Consider the following 16000-nt stretch of genomic DNA (forward strand, 5'->3'; position numbering starts at 1 on the left):
GCTAATTCAATCTCAATTCATGCAAACATGCCTGTACTTCTTCCGGACTACCGGTATGTTTGCCTTCGTCATCGGATAGCTTGATGCATTCCCGCCATTCTTGATTGACATTCATCTTGCATTGTGTCAGCTTCATGACAATGTTCGAAGGCTCGAATCCGGTGTCATTGGTGAGATTTGTCCCGATGCCGAAGGAACAACGGATTTTGTTCTTGCAATATTCCTGAATCTCCAGTGCTTTTGTGAAATCGAGGGCATTGCTGAAAACGATAGTCTTGGTGGTCGCGTCAATTCCCAGTTCCTTGTAACGGGATACCAGGCTGTCTATAAATTCAAATTCATTACCGGAATCGCAGCGGACACCGTCAAACAGTTTCGCCTGTTTGCGGCTGAGATTGCTGAGGAAGATACCGGAAGTATAAGTATCGGATAAGGCAATGCCCAAATCACCGTCATAGACATTCACCCAGTTTTCGAGCGCCATGTAGTTGGCGTGTTTATATCCGAATTGCGCTCCATGAAACATGAACCACTCATGCGGATGAGTACCCATCATTTTCATGTCGTACTTCATCGCAAAATAGCAGTTGGAAGTGCCTGTGCAATATTGTGCCGTTTCTTTTAATTTTCCGATAACCGTCTCCTGCACATGGACAGAGAATCTCCGCCGCGTACCGAACTCTGAGAAATGTAACTGATGTCGATTGGACAGTTCCACTTTCTCCGATAATTTGCATAAGATTTCATCCATATCGGCTACATTGCCGAAGAACTGGTTCTTTATTTCGGATACAATGGCAAGCAAAGGTACTTCATACAGGGTAGCTTTATAGAGAAAATCACTGACTTCGATGCGAAGATGATGCGCCTCATCCAAATGTATCTTGATTTTATCCGGATGAAAGCGGAAGGATGACAGCCATTCCCAGTAAACTCTCGGAAGGAACCGGCAATTCCGTGTCATATATTCCAGTTCTTCTTCTGTAAGTCTCAATCGGCTTAGCTTATCAATTTCATTTTTAAGTCTTTCCAGAAATTCTTCAGTATATTCAGTCTCATTTCTATCATGGAAGCTGAACTTCCCCATTGCATAGGGAAATAGTTTGATATAAGCGTACGATGTGGTAAACTTATAGAGGTCTGTATCCAGTAGCGTTCTAACAATCATGCCGTTCGTTCTTTCTATTAAAAACGTTGTAAAGTTAGTATTTGTTGAACGAAACTATTGTTTGATTGCCGATATTTCTTTCTTTTAATGTTTTCTAATAGGTCATTCCGACTTTCACGGTGAGGGAATGGTGTGATAATTCTTCCTTAAATTCAGTGCGGAAATACGGGGCGGCCTGTTTCTTTAACCGTTCCAACTTCTGTATTTCATAGCCTAACGCTACATTCATTTTCAGCTTTTGAGTAAGTCTTAGTTGTGCCCCCACGGAAGGCGAGAGATAAAAACCGCCGTTTGTTTCTTTGGCGGCAGCGAATGAGCCGCCGATATTACATTCCAAATAAGGAGTCAGCTTCCTGGGTTGGGTAATGAAGAACTGTGCGTTGGCATATAGCGGGATAAGCGCTTTCTCATAAACGGATAAACCACTGCCGGCACCGACGGTAAACCGCTGATTGATGTGATAATGAGCAATGATTTGTCCGATGAAAGGTGTACACGAAGGTTGGCTCATGGAGAACCCGGTTCCGATAGATACGGTATAAGAGAAATGTTTGTTATCTGTCTGTCCGTTGGCGTACATTGCGATGAGGGATAACAGAATAAAGGTGAGTGTTGACTTTTTCATTATTGTATGTATATCGTTATGCTTTTGACAATATGTAATGCAGTTGTGAGCGAAGAAGTATCTTTTGTTATATCTCCGTTGCTTCCGTCCGGACTGCTATGTCCGATTAACTTGGCTGCAAATACTTTATCACCGGAAGTCAAATCCACCTCTGCTGCATAGACAAGGGCAGGCTGCCCGCTTCCCTCCTTTCCGCCGGAATAATGGACGTCTCCTTCTTTGGCGGATTTCGGATATGCATCATTGAAATCTGTGGAATGATTGATTTCTACTTTGACAATGAACTTCTTTACCTTACCCGTGGGAGTCATTCGTACATCAAAACTGCCTTTCGGAGTTGCTCCGCTGACTCCGTCGGTGAATGGCGATTTCTTTGTCGGAAGATACAGCCCGTCCTCATATTGAACACCTCTTTGATAACACCAATGCGGCAGAGCCTCTTTTCTACGGTTTCCACCGGAAGCTTGCCAGGATTGAGTGGCTATTTTATGCGTCACATAGATAGTGGATAAATAATGTCCTTCCGTGTCTTCCGTCCAAATAGCAATTTGTGGCGGATTCTTCTTATTGATACCTAAGAATAGTGGAAAATCATGCATCCATTCCTCACCCTTTTCGATGGATATTTTGAGGTCGTCGGTGTTGTACTCTATCAATTCCTGGTTGCATCCGCTATTAATCAATAGAGAGAGGAACCATAATCCCATAATCGTCATTTTATTCATTTCGTTAAAGTTGTTTTTTGTAGCCAAAGGTCTACTAGTAAATTAATCCCCTCTTCCAGTTGTTCCCAGCCGGTTTCCTGTTGTATCTTGAGTCCGTTATATACTTGGCAGTTTTCTTCGAGTAGTGCCAGATAGCTGATAGCCGCTGTGATAATGGAAGCTACGGCGGCAGTTTCCTTTTGCGGATGCTTTGAAAGCCTGCTGACGGCTTCTATCAGCCAGAGTCCTTTCTCTTCCCGCTTGTCGCGCAGCTCTTTCACGAATTTGTTGTCTGTTGAGAGCTCCCAGCGATATAAGCGTTTCAGTGTATAACTTTCCCGCAGCCGGACGATTTGTCTTTTGAATATTTGCTTGATAAAATCGGCTAAGTGTTCCTTATCCGGGAGTTCTTCGTTGAAGTTAATCCAATAATCATTTTGTTGGATATAGGCTGCTATCAATCCATCCAATGAATTGAAATAGCGATAGATAAGCATTTTGGATACTTTCGCTTTGGCAGCTATTGCATTGATGCCCAATCCTTCGAAACCGTTTTCTTCGATGATGTCATTGACGGCTTTAATCAGGGTAAGTTCCGTTGCCTGCCTGTTTTTGGTAATCTCTTTTTCCATACTTTTATACTCTTGTTACTGGTTGGTCACAAAGGTATGTTTCCTATCGGTAACATCAAGAAAAAAAGAGAATTTTTTATGTGATTAGTTTTAACTTGGAAGAAAATGATGGGATAGGAGTGGTTGAAAGGGAATCATGTATTTGGTTATGCGATGCAATCATTAAGTTGTGGCAATGCGTCATTTAAGAAACTGCGCTTCATAAATTAATTATTCAATCTGCAATTCAGTTTTCGTTTGACTTAAGTTGAACGAACGCTTGACTTAAGTTAAACTATCTCTTGACTTAAGTCAAACGAAAACCGGATAGGCAACGGAGAAAATAATCTATATGAATGAACGTCTTATTTGTAGTTAATAAGACACTTCTTTCTTATGATAACTCCACTGTCGGGTTATGGACGGTCAAACCACCGTCTACGACGATTGTTTGACCGGTGATATAACGTGCGTCATTCGATGCCAGGAACGCGATTGTTGCAGCAACATCTTCGGGTTCTCCTAAATACGGCGTAGCGCATTGGCCGAGGAATATATTACGGACATCTTCATTCAGATTGTTTAAGGCGGCGGGGGTAAGAACCAGTCCCGGAGCTACGGCATTGCAACGGATATTTTTCTTTCCCATTTGAGTGGCGATATATTTCGTCAGGTTGATAACACCCGCTTTGCTGGCACCGTATAATGTACCGTTGGCATCGGCGGTAAGCCCGCTTATCGAAGCTACATTGACAATGTTTCCGCCGCCATTGGTTGTCATAATAGGAATGACCTGCTGAGACAGATACATCGTACAGCAAAGGTTCAGATGAAAAGCTTCATCAAAATAATTAATATCCAGCTTTTCAATATTCAGGTCACGTTTGGGGTCGGTTCCGCCTACGTTATTAATCAGTACATCTATTCTTCCATATTCATTCATGGAAAAATCAATCAGCTCTTTGCAACTTTGAAGTTCGGTAGCGGAGAAATAGACGTGGCGTACGTCTGCTCCTGCATGAGTGAGTTCGGCGGCAAGCTGTTCGGCTCTTTTTTCAGAATAATCGGCGATGACTACTTTACCGTCTTCGGAGACAATGCGGCGCGTGGTTGCTTCGCCAATACCACCGGCGGCACCGGTGATGACAACTACTTTATTATCGAATCTGTTCATATATTGGGAAATTTGATGGTTACCTTCAGTTATAAACAGATGGCGGAAGAATTTGTTAGGCTGCGTAAACTCTCTTTAATACGATAGGGCACCCGATTCGAAAACTTTTGCATCTCATTCAGTTTTTTGCTCTGATTATTTAAGAAAACTGTTAAATGTTAATGTCAGGTCACTTATTTGTTAATGCGCTCACGATTCTATTAAACCATGTTATAAGATGGGCTGCTTTGTCCCGAAAATTTGGAGATATGCAGAAAGTCCGTATCTTTGCAATGTGTTTTTCATAGTATTAGATTTAAGGTTAACAAAAGATTGGCTGTCTGGGATAGATAGCCTTTTTTTATGTCTATATGTTTGGGAATAGATGCGGAATCTTAAAACAATGAATATTGATTATTTCGCAGACTTTTCATCTCCCGTTCTTTCACTACATCATCTTCCGACAAATGTCCGATAAGTAAAGGGGAATTTTTATCATGCTTCTTCATATTATATGCCGCGGTATTATAATTGCCTTTGATGGCATAACAGTAGATACATCCGTTGAGGCAACTCTCATAAGTGCCAATATCAATACTTTCGATACAGTTGCAGACGGTACGCTGATTCTTATCTTTCTTGGCAAGGATGGGGCAGCCGATAATTCTTTCTATCAATTCCTTGTCGATACATAAGCCGCTGGGAATATTCAGATGTCTTAAATCGACTTTAGTGGTACATGTATCTAATTGGATAGACGGATATGCGTCTATCGTTTTTTTGAAAGAAACAGCTATTTCTTCAATCTCTTCTTTCGTCAAGGGTTGGATGTTGAACTGTCCTACTGCATTACGGATATGCTGGTAGTGGTCGATAAATCCCAGCATACACTTCTCGGTATGGTCTTTGAGTCCGTCGGCAATCCGGGCGAATGCCTCCTGGTGGAAAGAAACATTGTATTCCTCATTGGTCAGTATCGGGTCATAACGCCATATTACCTTTTCTTTGCCAATCTTATCCGAAAGCCGCTTGAAGGTGTCTATCCGCCGGCTGACAGACGGCAGGTTATTTTCTAATTTCTCACCGTAGGAGTTGAGAGTGAATTGAAAGTAATAGTTGTAATCCTGTAACTTATCCAGCTTGCCAATCATCGGAGCGGGATTCTTTGTCCAAAATACGATGCAATCTACCACGGCAGGGTTTAGACTAACCTTGCTAATCATTTTAGAATTGAAAGGATTGGGGACTAGCACATATCCTTCTTTAATCCGGTTGAAAAACCATTGCGAATAAAATGCCGGAATATCTGTCCGGCGGCTGGCGCTAATTATCATATTTCAAAGTTACGTAAAATGAATCTTATTTATCCTCTTTGTGGACATAAAAAAGAATAAAGTCTATTTCCGGACTATGCTGCAAGCAATGATTGTGAATGAATATGCTAAATGTTAACGTGTGAAGTCTGAAATGTTAATGCGCTTCCGAGAGTATTAAACCGTGTTATATTATCACCTGTTTTCACTCTGAAATTTGCTATTTACCAGAAAGATAGTACCTTTGTAATGTGTTTTTTTCATAAGTATTAGATTTAAGGTTAACAAAAGATTGGTTGCTCGCGATGAGTAGCCATTTTTTGTTTTTATCCCTCTTGTGATTGTTTATTCCTTAATCATCGTCAATAATATCTTGAGCTTTCCTGTTCTTTTTTAACTTATCCGATATGTATTGCTTGCTTATAACAAAAAACGATTTTTATTGTTATAGTACGAAAGACTTAATAAACTGAACATTATGAAGAAAAAAATCTTGTTTTTGGGAGCACTCGTAGGTGCTTTCTTATTGGTTTCCTGCTCGGGTGGAAGCAAGAAACAGACCACGTCCACGACCACGACCACCCCCGAAGAGTTGGACGACGCCAGTAAGGTGATAAACTATTATCATACGTCTCTCATTGTGTTGAGACACGTAGCCAATGCGAAAGATGTGAATGCTGTGTTGGGATATATGGAACAGAACGGAAAAGTACCCGAAGTTGCTCCAATCGCACCGCCGGAAGTTTCTGCAAGGGATACTGCGGAACTGATGAATCCGGGTGATTATTTTAATGCGGAAGTTCGTCAGAACCTAAAGCAGAATTACAAAGGCTTGTTTACCACACGGGCACAATTCTATGCCAATTTTGATAAATATCTTTCCTATCGGCAATCAAAAGAGACAGCGAAGGCTGCCAAACTCTTGGAAGAGAACTATCAGCTTAGTGTAGCAATGTCTGAATATAAACAAGTGATTTTCGATATTCTAAGCCCTCTGACGGAACAGGCGGAAAAGGAACTTTTGGCTGACGAGCCGCTGAAAGACCAAATCATGGCTATGCGTAAGATGTCGGGTACTGTGCAAAGTATAATGAATCTCTATTCCCGTAAACATGCAATGGACGGCATACGGATTGACGTGAAAATGGCAGAATTGAAAAAGGAACTGGAAGCCGCAAAGAAGCTTCCTGCCGTTACCAGTTATGACGAAGAATTGAAAAACTATCAGAGCTTCCTTTCTTCCGTGGAATCCTTCATGAAGGATATGCAGAAAGCCAGAGACAAAGGTGCCTACTCGGATGCGGATTACAACTCAATGTCCGATGCCTATGAATATGGTCTTTCCGTTATCTAAAGAAACAGGTTCCTGCTATCCTGTCACTACTGGCACGATAGCAGGAATTATTGTTAATAATATTTATATCCTATATAAATCAGTTGCAGTCTTGAATTCGTTCAAGACTTTTTTATTTTTTTTCCCATAACTTTGCTGCCATAAGACTAAACAATTTTGTGAAATAGGAAAAGATAAACCAAACCCTGTATGTTATGAAAAATCTGCAATTAACTAAGTTAGGCTTTTTACTATTTCTCATCCTGCTGTGTGGATGTAGTGACAACTTTGTTATTGACACTCCTGCCGAGGCGGGTAATTCTTACGAAGCCGATGTCCATGTCCTGAATAAATTCGTAGACATCAGCGAACCGGTTCAGAAGTATTACATTAATCCGAACAAGAAAAGCACTGTTCTGTCTTACATCACGAATTCCGACCTTGAAGAACTGAACGCTGTGAATTCCTTAAGTGCATCGAGGTACGAAAAAAGTCTGCTCCGGCTGAATGAAAGGATTTCGCAGAGTATATTTTCCCAAACGGTAGATTATGTAGTGATGTGTACAAGCAGCCAAATATTTGTAGACCGGATTAATGATGATTCGCCTATCGAACTGAAAAGTGCCGGTTTCACGACTTTGTCGGATAATCTGGTCGTTTCCTTACTGGATATTTCATCAGAGGGAATGTCTTCAAGAGAAATTTATTCAGGAAATCTGGTGCAGGCGGGGCTCGAACTGAATCCGTCCCTGTATGCGAGGGATAACTGGATATTCCGCATACGATGTGAGGTGGGCGAACCGACAGATAGAAAAACGGCCTGGGTACTTTTCTGCGGAGTAGGCTATTTCAGTGCCGCCTCTTTCAATTGGCTTGCGCTCGATTCTTATGATAACCGGGTTTCTTGGAACTTCACTAGCGAAAGCATGTTGGATGAAACTATGCCCTCAATCGCGCAAATGGTTTTCTTTAAATAAAAGAATGGTAGTGACGAACGCCGGAAAGGTCTGGTGCGCCCTCTTTTGTGTTTATAGATAGAGGTTCAAAATAAAATTTGCTATCTTTGTGACGTAATTGATTGATAAACCAACGATATTCATCTATTTATGAAACTCTGTATATAGCTGCGCTCAACGAATAGCATACTTCTTTAATAAAGCTATTCAGCTATTAGACAGGCAGCCACTCGCCTGCCAAAGAGTTTTATATCCATTTTTATAAACTTGCGAAACTGTGTACTGCTATGAGAATGTGGTATGCCGTATCGTGTTATTTTTAAGTTGAGCGATGAATTATACATATAAGCAAATATGGCTCATCAACTTTCCTGTGATGATGAGCATACTTATGGAACAATTAATCAATATCACTGATGCTGTCTTTCTAGGGCATGTGGGAGAAGTCGAACTCGGAGCGGCCGCACTTGCCGGAATCTATTATTTGGCTGTTTATATGCTGGGCTTCGGGTTCAGTATCGGGATACAGGTGATGGTTGCCCGTAGAAATGGGGAAAAGCACTATAAAAAGACAGGGCGTACCTTTTTCCAGGGATTATATTTTCTGTCAGGGTTGGGAATCATTCTTTGCCTGCTGCTCCACTTTGCCTCTCCCTTCATTCTGCGACAGTTGATTACTTCTAACGAAATCTATCAAGCAGTGATTCAGTATCTGGACTGGCGTAGCTTCGGACTGTTGTTCTCATTTCCTTTTTTAGCTTTACGCTCCTTTCTGGTAGGGATAACAAACACCAAGGCGTTATCCGTAGCATCTATTACAGCTATCTGCATCAACATTCCTTTTAACTATTTACTAATTTTCAAATTGGATTTGGGTATATCAGGTGCAGCTATGGCTTCTTCTTTAGCAGAGTTTGGAGCCTTTGTCATACTTCTATTATATCTGTGGACGAAGATAGACAAAGTGAAATATGGACTAAAAATAGTCTACGACGGGAAGTTATTAATGAAATTATTAAGACTTTCAGTTTGGAGCATGCTCCATGCCTTTATCAGCGTTGCTCCTTGGTTCCTGTTCTTCGTAGCTATCGAACATTTGGGAAAGATAGAGCTTGCCATCTCTAATATTACCCGTAGCGTTTCTACCGTTTTCTTTGTGATTGTCAACTCTTTTGCATCTACCACCGGTTCATTAGTCAGCAATCTGATTGGGGCGGGGCAGGGGAAAGAACTTATCCCCGTCTGCCGTAAAGTTCTTAAATTGGGCTATGCTGTGGGACTTCCACTGATAGTTCTAGCTCTTTGTGGCAATCAATGGATTATCGGATTCTATACGAGTAATGATTATTTGGTTAAACTTGCCTTGTGTCCTTTTATAGTCATGCTTTTGAATTATACATTTGCATTGCCCGGATATGTTTATATCAATGCTGTTACAGGTACGGGAAAGACACGGCTTGCATTTGTCTTCCAGTTAATCACTATCCTGGTGTATCTGATTTACCTGTATCTGCTGAGTGAATATTTTCATGCTTCCCTCACTGTGTATATGACGGCAGAATACCTGTTTGTTATTCTCTTGGGAATACAATCCGTTATCTACTTAAAGAAGAAATTCAACTAGATTATGTACTTTTGCACTCTCAATACTTGATACATTCTCAAAATGACTGAAGATATAAAGAATAAACTTTTGATGTGTGCGGAGATTTACCATTGCGCAGACTTTATAACAAACGACCCGGTGCAATTCCCTCATCGCTATACGCTGAAACAGGATATTGAAATCAGTGGCTTGCTGACCGCAATTATGAGTTTCGGCAACCGCAAACAGATATTGAAGAAAGCGGACGAACTGCACAGATTAATGGGAGATTCGCCTTATCAGTATGTGTTGTCCCGCCAGTGGGAGATCGATTTCCCTTCGAGAGTAACCAATAGCTTCTATCGTATGCTGTCGTATGCCGATTTTTATGGATACTTCCGGCGATTATATGCAGCCTATACACAGTTTGAAAGTCTGGAAGAAGCCTTGAATACGTACTCAGGAATACCTATGGAAAAGTTGTGCTCATTTCTTGAAGTATCCGCTAAAAGTCCTCAAAAGAAACTTAATATGTTTTTGCGTTGGATGATTCGTCGGGATTCGGCAGTTGATTTTGGAATTTGGAAGAGCTTTGACCGCAAAGAACTGATTGTTCCTTTGGATACACACGTCTGTCGGGTAGCCCATTATTTCAAGCTGACGGATGCGGAAACCTTTTCTTTGAAAAATGCCTGTCAGATAACGGCAGCATTGGCTGAGGTCTTCCCGGATGATCCATGTTTGGGCGATTTTGCCTTGTTCGGATTAGGGGTGAATGGGGAGATTTAATGTAAGTCTGATAAAATGAAATTCTCGATTATAATCGGAAAAGTCTACGTTAAGTGAACTGTTTTCGATTATAATCGAAAAATTAGAGAGTTGTTAAAATACTGTTAGGATAATTCATTAATATTTATTTTGTCTAATTGGGGATTTGGAAAAGTCGAGTTTAAGTAAAAGTATTCACTTCGTTTATAACGTTTAAATCCCATTTTCTTATAAAAATTGTATAACTGTTTTTTTGCGATATTACTATCCTGTTCCATTTGTTTAAGATTCATTTTAGTATTCCATTCACTCTCCTGTTTAGAAGAGTTAGGATGACTAACTTCTAATTGTAATGGAAAAGCTTTTAGGATTGTAATTCCGTATGAACTATTTAATCTAAGCAGGATATCTTTCGTGATGAGTCTACCATATCCTTTTCCACGATATTTCTTTGTCGTTTTTATCTATTTGGCTTTTATATACGTGTCAGCAAAGAAAAAAGTATTAACTTTGCTAACACGGTTTAAACTACAGTTTCGTGAGTAATTCTTCTTATCGTTTGTTTTAAATCCAAATCATAATCTCTATTTCTTTATCAGTTGTGATCTTTTCCTTTTTCCTGATTTCCGCTTTGAGAGGAAGTAAATAAGTATCAAGTTTGGTGTCAAACCAGATTGCGGTTTCCCATTGGGTATTGCCGATTTTGGCCGTCATCTTCAACCGTCCCCAGCCTTCCTCTAAGAATCCGAGATTCTCTCTTATTTCTTTGGACATCTCTTTCGGCAGGCAGGCTATGTGCCAACCGCCCGTTCCGACGGTCGATGAGTAGTTCCAAACTTTTGCAGTAAACTCGTATTTCATTCCTTTATTTTCCATTGTACAAAAATAGGTAATAATAGGAGATTAGCTATAATTTTTCTTTTAATTAATTTTCGATGTTTGTTTGAATACACATCTATTATAGGAATCGGCAACTGGGCAAAGTGGTAGAATAAGTCAAAGTCAACTTGTGCATAGCCCTTGTGGTTGCCATATAAAGCATACTTTTATCAATATTGGAATGATAGTTCTTATCATCTGTTTGCGGAATGATTACTTCGTCAAATTCCAGTCCTTTCGCCATATGGGCGGAAGTGATGATAATCCCTTTCACATAAGCAGAACTTTGATTTGACAAAAGTGAGATGTCGTTTGCATATATCTGGAGCTTTTGAACAAGTTCTTTTGCTTGGGATTCTGTTTTGCAGATGAACCCTAATGAGGTATGATGGGAGTTCTTGAAGAAGTTTCATTATTTCTCCTATTGCAAATATTTACCAATCAATTTCTTCTATTCCCTTACTATGCAAGAAAGCATTGGCTTTGCTGAAGTGTTTGCAACCGAAGAAACCATATTCGGCAGAGCGGGGAGAGGGATGAACAGTGGTTAGTACCAAATGTTTGCTGGTATCTATCAAAGATAATTTCTCTTTCGCATAACTTCCCCAAAGCATAAATATCAAATTCTCCCGTTTTTCGCTTAGTTTCCTGATAACTGCGTCTGTGAAGATTTCCCAGCCCATATTTCGGTGAGAACCGGTCTCGTGTGCACGTACGGTAAGAACTGAGTTCAGCGGGAATACCCCTTGAGCAACCCAACGGTCCAAATTGCCGGAAGTTGGAATTGGTTTTCCCAAGTCCTGATGTATCTCTTTGAAGATGTTACTTAGTGAACCGGGGATAGCTACTCCCTCAGGTACAGAAAAACAGACTCCATAATATTGTCCGGGATTGGGATAAGGGTCTTGTCCAAGGATAACTACTTTTACTTTTTCGAAGGGACAGGAATTGAATATATGAAAAATCTGATGTCCAAGAGGGAGGACGTGTGCCCGTTTATATTCATCTTTGACGAATGTAACCAACTTTTCGAAGTATGGTTTGTCAAATTCTTCTTGTAATTGTTGTTTCCAACTTGGCTCTATTCTGACATTCATAAGATGGGACTTGATAAATTATGTAAAGGCAAAAGTAGATATATTACAAGAGAATATCAAGAATGAGAGGCGAAATTGTGTATCTCGCCGATTTGAGATGAATTGTGTGCTAATTGTGCTAATAAATGATAATTATCGTCTTTCTTCCCCAAAAGAATGGGGATAAACGTATTTTTCTGATTTATTACGTTATCTTTGTTCCCAGAGTTTGAGTTACGAATCATTATCGTATAGTTCTCCTTTTAATATATTATTAGTAAGTAGGTCTTTTCTGTAATTATCCTCCTCACTCCAATTTAGTATTTATTTTAATAAAAGTTTAAATGAACATTTACATCGCAGGTTTAAGTTATCGTACAAACGATGCTGACTTAACAAATTTATTTGCAGAGTTTGGAGAAATTTCTTCAGCTAAAGTAATTTTTGATAGAGAGACTGGTAGATCCAGAGGATTCGCTTTCGTAGAAATGCCGAATGATGCAGAAGGACAAAAGGCAATTGATGAATTGAATGGCGTTGAATATGACCAGAAGGTTATTTCAGTAAGCGTAGCACGCCCTCGTGCTGAAAAACCGTCATACGGTGGAAACCGTGGAGGTGGTTACAACAATTCTAGAAGATATTAATATCCGGATTCTTGGAAAGCGGAGGAAATCTTTCTTCTGCTTTTCTATGAAGTCTTTCTATATCCGCCTTTATGATTTGTCTGCGGAGGTTGTCTTAATCTGACAGCCGGAAATGAAAATCATCTAACAATTAAGTTCTGCTAATTCTCACTCCTCTGTGTAGTGCAACTAGGATACTCCAAATCCTGATCTTTTCATGTCTAAAGAAGAATTATTAGGCTTTATTGCAATTTGAAGACTCTTGAAAATCAAGAGTGTAAGTTTAATAATTATATCACAAAGTCTATATTGATAATTGTGCTGGCATTATCGTAAACATTTGCATGAAATGTTTTCAGATGTTCCGGCGTAAGTACAGGTATAGCAAATTACATTTATGACATTTAAAGATTTAAAAATAACCGAACCGATTTTAAAAGCAATTGAAGAAAAAGGATATACTGTGCCGACTCCTATTCAGGAAAAAGCGATTCCTGCCGCATTGACGAAAAGGGATATATTAGGTTGTGCACAAACGGGAACAGGAAAGACTGCTTCGTTTGCAATTCCTATCATCCAGCATTTACATGAAAACAAAGAGCCCGGTAAGCGTCAGGGTATCAAAGCGCTGATATTAACGCCTACTCGCGAACTTGCTTTGCAAATCAGTGAGTGTATTGATGATTATTCAAAATATACCCGTGTGTGTCACGGGGTTATTTTCGGCGGTGTCAATCAGCGTCCACAGGTTGATATGTTGCATAAAGGCATTGATATTTTGGTCGCAACTCCGGGGCGTTTGCTTGATTTGATGAACCAGGGACATATACACTTGGACAAGATACAATATTTTGTGCTTGATGAGGCAGACCGCATGCTCGATATGGGATTTATTCATGATATTAAGCGGATATTGCCAAAGCTCCCGAAAGAAAAGCAGACCTTGTTTTTCTCTGCGACAATGCCGGATAGCATTATTGCATTAACAAAATCTCTGTTGAAGAACCCGGTGAAGATTTATATCACTCCAAAATCATCTACGGTAGATTCAATAAGGCAAATCATTTATTTTGTAGAAAAGAAGGAGAAGAGCCAGCTCTTAATCTCAATTTTGCAAAAAGCGGAAGAGCAATCGGTATTAGTCTTCTCGCGTACGAAGCATAATGCTGATAAGATTGTCAGAATATTAGGTAAAGCAGGTATTGGCAGTCAGGCTATTCATGGAAACAAGAGCCAGGCAGCCAGACAGTCTGCACTGGGAAACTTCAAATCGGGAAAAACCAGAGTAATGGTAGCAACCGATATTGCTTCCAGAGGAATTGATATTAACGAATTGCCGTTGGTTATTAATTATGATCTTCCTGATGTACCCGAAACGTATGTACATCGTATCGGGCGTACCGGAAGGGCAGGAAATGAAGGAACAGCACTAACGTTCTGTTCGCAGGAAGAACGCAAGCTCGTCAATGATATTCAGAAGTTGACGGGTAAGAAACTGAATAAAGCTAGTTATACTATCTAAAATCAATAATTTACAATCTCTTTAAAATTAATATAAAACTAAATAGAAATTCTATGGCAAAATTCATGACAGTTAGTAAACGTGAAAATGAAAAGAAAAGACTTGCAAAAAGAGAAGAAAAACTGAAAAAGAAAGAAAGTAAGAAACTATCAGGTAAAACGAATAGCTTTGATGATATGATTGCTTATGTGGATGAGAACGGGATGATAACTTCGACTCCACCGGCTGATGATATCCAAAAAGATGAAATTAATCCGAATGAGATAGTAATAGCTACTCCGAAGAAGGAGGAAGAGGAGCCTGTTATCTTGAGAGGTCGTGTTGAATTCTTTAATGTAGCAAAGGGGTTTGGCTTTATTAAAAATCTTGCCGGAGTTGAGAAGTATTTTTTTCATGTGAACAATACTGTGTCAGAAATTGCAGAGAATGATATTGTAACATTTGACTTAAAACATGGTCTGAAGGGGATGAATGCTGTTAATGTAACTTTGGAAAAGAAATAGATTTCCACTTGACCCGAAATAAAGACAAGAGACTGTCTGATAAAATAAAAAATCCCTTGAACTTCAAAAGTTCAAGGGATTTTTTTGGACTATCCATTTGATTGTGTAAATAGATAGTCCCTTATTTAATAATAAAACAACTTTCAGCAGGTAAAATTAGACTCATAGTTACAATAATTATTTGTAATATTAAATCTGTCGCTGAAAGTATTCCTTCTATTTCAACCATGTTGAGTATTTCTTAGGAAGAAATAAAAGGAATACTGATTAGTCTTTATTATTCTATCTTTTGTGAATTTATCGTAACATTTTTAGTCATAAAAGATTTTATAATACTTTTGTCGATATCGCCTTCTTTTGCTTGTATATGTAGATTCTGGAAATAGAAATCTGATAGTTGGTATTGTTTAGACGGTTTTACATTGAAGAAAATATTGCATTTCAAATCAATGTTGCGCATTGTGATATTCTCGGCATAGGAAAGCGGAATATCTTTCCGGTCTTTCAAATCATAAAATTGAGACCATGGAGCAATGGTTATAAAGCTTGTTGCGTTTCCTTTTATATTTTCTACTAAGATATACTCATATTTTTGTGGAGTGTCGGGACGCATCTTAAAATGCAGGAGAATTAATGCTTTGTCTACCGTACTGTGGCGAAAGATAATATTCCGGTTATGTACAGATTCACTTCCACAGGTCAGGGCACTATGGCAGTAGCCGTATTGACAATCCTCAATAATAATATCTTCATTACTGCCATTGTTTGCATCCTGGTCTGCCCAAGGCCCTTTGCCGCCTTTCAGGCATACAGCATCATCGCATACTGACATATAGCAATTTTTTATCAGCACATTTTTGCAGACGTCCAGGTCTACAGCATCTGTGCTGGGGGCTTCCATAGGCTTACGGGGAGTAGTAATGTGAAGACTCAAAAGTTTCAAATTACAGCATTTGTAGTAGTGCGTACTCCAGTAGGGCGAATTGGCTATTTTTATACCTCCTACCTGCACATTTTGCAATTGGACAAATAAATGATACGAGGTCTTTGTTCGGCCATATTAGTACATTTCGGATTCCATTTTAGACGTAGCCAAAATGCTCTCCAGAAGAGGAAGCCATTCCATTGAGTATGTCTTTTCCTGAAATAGAAAATCCGTCCACTCCGTTTGTATTGAT

16 protein-coding genes and 1 pseudogene are annotated in these 16000 nt (G+C 39.6%); 7 read left to right on the forward strand and 10 right to left on the reverse strand.

Features of this window, described 5'->3' with window-relative positions:
• Position 1: 1 nt before the first annotated feature.
• From pncB to CLIN57ABFB40_RS01755, 6 genes are all read right to left on the reverse strand, one after another.
• Positions 2–1168 carry a nicotinate phosphoribosyltransferase gene (gene pncB, locus CLIN57ABFB40_RS01730; protein WP_175628624.1) on the reverse strand — a complete coding sequence of 389 codons (1167 nt, stop codon included), beginning with the start codon at positions 1166–1168 and terminating at the stop codon, positions 2–4.
• 94 nt (positions 1169–1262) lie between these two features.
• Positions 1263–1793 carry a hypothetical protein gene (locus tag CLIN57ABFB40_RS01735; protein WP_175628625.1) on the reverse strand — a complete coding sequence of 177 codons (531 nt, stop codon included), beginning with the start codon at positions 1791–1793 and terminating at the stop codon, positions 1263–1265.
• Positions 1793–2518, reverse strand: a complete 726-nt coding sequence (locus tag CLIN57ABFB40_RS01740) for a hypothetical protein (RefSeq protein WP_175628626.1) — start codon at positions 2516–2518, stop codon at positions 1793–1795. The genes CLIN57ABFB40_RS01735 and CLIN57ABFB40_RS01740 overlap by 1 nt, the downstream gene beginning before the upstream one ends.
• The gene (locus tag CLIN57ABFB40_RS01745; RefSeq protein WP_175628627.1) at positions 2515–3129 is read right to left on the reverse strand and encodes a TetR/AcrR family transcriptional regulator; all 615 of its coding nucleotides are present in this window, start codon (positions 3127–3129) and stop codon (positions 2515–2517) included. Before CLIN57ABFB40_RS01745 ends, CLIN57ABFB40_RS01740 begins: the two co-directional genes overlap by 4 nt.
• 373 nt (positions 3130–3502) lie before the next feature.
• Positions 3503–4282, reverse strand: coding sequence for an SDR family NAD(P)-dependent oxidoreductase (locus CLIN57ABFB40_RS01750; protein ID WP_175628628.1), 780 nt, complete (start codon positions 4280–4282; stop codon positions 3503–3505).
• Between the two features lie 374 nt (positions 4283–4656).
• Positions 4657–5595, reverse strand: coding sequence for a DUF1848 domain-containing protein (locus CLIN57ABFB40_RS01755; protein ID WP_175628629.1), 939 nt, complete (start codon positions 5593–5595; stop codon positions 4657–4659).
• A 457-nt stretch (positions 5596–6052) separates the two neighbouring features.
• On the opposite strand from CLIN57ABFB40_RS01755, the gene CLIN57ABFB40_RS01760 reads away from it, so the two are divergent.
• The 4 genes from CLIN57ABFB40_RS01760 to CLIN57ABFB40_RS01775 all read left to right on the forward strand — a co-directional run bounded on the left by CLIN57ABFB40_RS01760 (position 6053) and on the right by CLIN57ABFB40_RS01775 (position 10237).
• Positions 6053–6928 carry a DUF6845 domain-containing protein gene (locus tag CLIN57ABFB40_RS01760; RefSeq protein WP_175628630.1) on the forward strand — a complete coding sequence of 292 codons (876 nt, stop codon included), beginning with the start codon at positions 6053–6055 and terminating at the stop codon, positions 6926–6928.
• A gap of 194 nt (positions 6929–7122) precedes the next feature.
• On the forward strand, positions 7123–7884 hold the full coding sequence (locus tag CLIN57ABFB40_RS01765) for a hypothetical protein (protein ID WP_175628631.1): 762 nt from the start codon (positions 7123–7125) through the stop codon (positions 7882–7884).
• Between the two features lie 310 nt (positions 7885–8194).
• Entirely contained in the window at positions 8195–9487 is a 1293-nt protein-coding gene (locus CLIN57ABFB40_RS01770; RefSeq protein ID WP_175628632.1) for an MATE family efflux transporter, read from the forward strand.
• 42 nt (positions 9488–9529) lie between these two features.
• A complete protein-coding gene (locus tag CLIN57ABFB40_RS01775) occupies positions 9530–10237 on the forward strand; it encodes a TIGR02757 family protein (protein WP_175628633.1) in 708 nt (235 codons plus the stop codon).
• Positions 10238–10780: 543 nt separating this feature from the next.
• Here the strand turns inward: CLIN57ABFB40_RS01775 and CLIN57ABFB40_RS01780 are convergent.
• The 3 genes and pseudogenes from CLIN57ABFB40_RS01780 to ung all read right to left on the reverse strand — a co-directional run bounded on the left by CLIN57ABFB40_RS01780 (position 10781) and on the right by ung (position 12192).
• Positions 10781–11077, reverse strand: a complete 297-nt coding sequence (locus CLIN57ABFB40_RS01780; protein ID WP_008026284.1) for a DUF1905 domain-containing protein — start codon at positions 11075–11077, stop codon at positions 10781–10783.
• 97 nt (positions 11078–11174) lie between these two features.
• Positions 11175–11504: pseudogene (locus CLIN57ABFB40_RS01785) on the reverse strand (3'-5' exonuclease); the annotation flags it as partial.
• Positions 11505–11529: 25 nt separating this feature from the next.
• On the reverse strand, positions 11530–12192 hold the full coding sequence (gene ung / locus CLIN57ABFB40_RS01790; protein ID WP_175628634.1) for a uracil-DNA glycosylase: 663 nt from the start codon (positions 12190–12192) through the stop codon (positions 11530–11532).
• Positions 12193–12515: 323 nt separating this feature from the next.
• On the opposite strand from ung, the gene CLIN57ABFB40_RS01795 reads away from it, so the two are divergent.
• The 3 genes from CLIN57ABFB40_RS01795 (at position 12516) to CLIN57ABFB40_RS01805 (ending at position 14822) form a co-directional block, all read left to right on the forward strand.
• Positions 12516–12818: an RNA recognition motif domain-containing protein gene (locus CLIN57ABFB40_RS01795; RefSeq protein ID WP_175628635.1), complete on the forward strand. Its 303-nt coding sequence runs from the start codon at positions 12516–12518 to the stop codon at positions 12816–12818.
• A gap of 376 nt (positions 12819–13194) precedes the next feature.
• Complete coding sequence (locus CLIN57ABFB40_RS01800; RefSeq protein WP_175628636.1) at positions 13195–14319, forward strand: DEAD/DEAH box helicase; 1125 nt, start codon at positions 13195–13197, stop codon at positions 14317–14319.
• Between the two features lie 53 nt (positions 14320–14372).
• The gene (locus CLIN57ABFB40_RS01805; RefSeq protein ID WP_175628637.1) at positions 14373–14822 is read left to right on the forward strand and encodes a cold shock domain-containing protein; all 450 of its coding nucleotides are present in this window, start codon (positions 14373–14375) and stop codon (positions 14820–14822) included.
• A gap of 277 nt (positions 14823–15099) precedes the next feature.
• Here the strand turns inward: CLIN57ABFB40_RS01805 and CLIN57ABFB40_RS01810 are convergent, their stop codons facing one another.
• Positions 15100–15843: a glycosyl hydrolase family 28 protein gene (locus CLIN57ABFB40_RS01810; RefSeq protein WP_262886941.1), complete on the reverse strand. Its 744-nt coding sequence runs from the start codon at positions 15841–15843 to the stop codon at positions 15100–15102.
• Between the last annotated feature and the right edge of the window lie 157 nt (positions 15844–16000).

It is taken from the genome of Bacteroides acidifaciens (genome assembly GCF_903181435.1).
Classification (GTDB): domain Bacteria; phylum Bacteroidota; class Bacteroidia; order Bacteroidales; family Bacteroidaceae; genus Bacteroides.

Excerpts from the sequence above, each read along its gene's own strand:
- CLIN57ABFB40_RS01745 (WP_175628627.1), bottom strand. The coding sequence starts at position 3,129 with ATGGAAAAAGAGATTACCAAAAACAGGCAGGCAACGGAACTTACCCTG.
- pncB (WP_175628624.1), bottom strand. The coding sequence starts at position 1,168 with ATGATTGTTAGAACGCTACTGGATACAGACCTCTATAAGTTTACCACA.
- CLIN57ABFB40_RS01775 (WP_175628633.1), top strand. The coding sequence starts at position 9,530 with ATGACTGAAGATATAAAGAATAAACTTTTGATGTGTGCGGAGATTTAC.
- ung (WP_175628634.1), bottom strand. The coding sequence starts at position 12,192 with ATGAATGTCAGAATAGAGCCAAGTTGGAAACAACAATTACAAGAAGAA.
- CLIN57ABFB40_RS01805 (WP_175628637.1), top strand. The coding sequence starts at position 14,373 with ATGGCAAAATTCATGACAGTTAGTAAACGTGAAAATGAAAAGAAAAGA.
- CLIN57ABFB40_RS01795 (WP_175628635.1), top strand. The coding sequence starts at position 12,516 with ATGAACATTTACATCGCAGGTTTAAGTTATCGTACAAACGATGCTGAC.
- CLIN57ABFB40_RS01800 (WP_175628636.1), top strand. The coding sequence starts at position 13,195 with ATGACATTTAAAGATTTAAAAATAACCGAACCGATTTTAAAAGCAATT.
- CLIN57ABFB40_RS01765 (WP_175628631.1), top strand. The coding sequence starts at position 7,123 with ATGAAAAATCTGCAATTAACTAAGTTAGGCTTTTTACTATTTCTCATC.
- CLIN57ABFB40_RS01735 (WP_175628625.1), bottom strand. The coding sequence starts at position 1,793 with ATGAAAAAGTCAACACTCACCTTTATTCTGTTATCCCTCATCGCAATG.
- CLIN57ABFB40_RS01770 (WP_175628632.1), top strand. The coding sequence starts at position 8,195 with ATGAATTATACATATAAGCAAATATGGCTCATCAACTTTCCTGTGATG.
- CLIN57ABFB40_RS01755 (WP_175628629.1), bottom strand. The coding sequence starts at position 5,595 with ATGATAATTAGCGCCAGCCGCCGGACAGATATTCCGGCATTTTATTCG.
- CLIN57ABFB40_RS01750 (WP_175628628.1), bottom strand. The coding sequence starts at position 4,282 with ATGAACAGATTCGATAATAAAGTAGTTGTCATCACCGGTGCCGCCGGT.
- CLIN57ABFB40_RS01740 (WP_175628626.1), bottom strand. The coding sequence starts at position 2,518 with ATGAATAAAATGACGATTATGGGATTATGGTTCCTCTCTCTATTGATT.
- CLIN57ABFB40_RS01760 (WP_175628630.1), top strand. The coding sequence starts at position 6,053 with ATGAAGAAAAAAATCTTGTTTTTGGGAGCACTCGTAGGTGCTTTCTTA.
- CLIN57ABFB40_RS01780 (WP_008026284.1), bottom strand. The coding sequence starts at position 11,077 with ATGAAATACGAGTTTACTGCAAAAGTTTGGAACTACTCATCGACCGTC.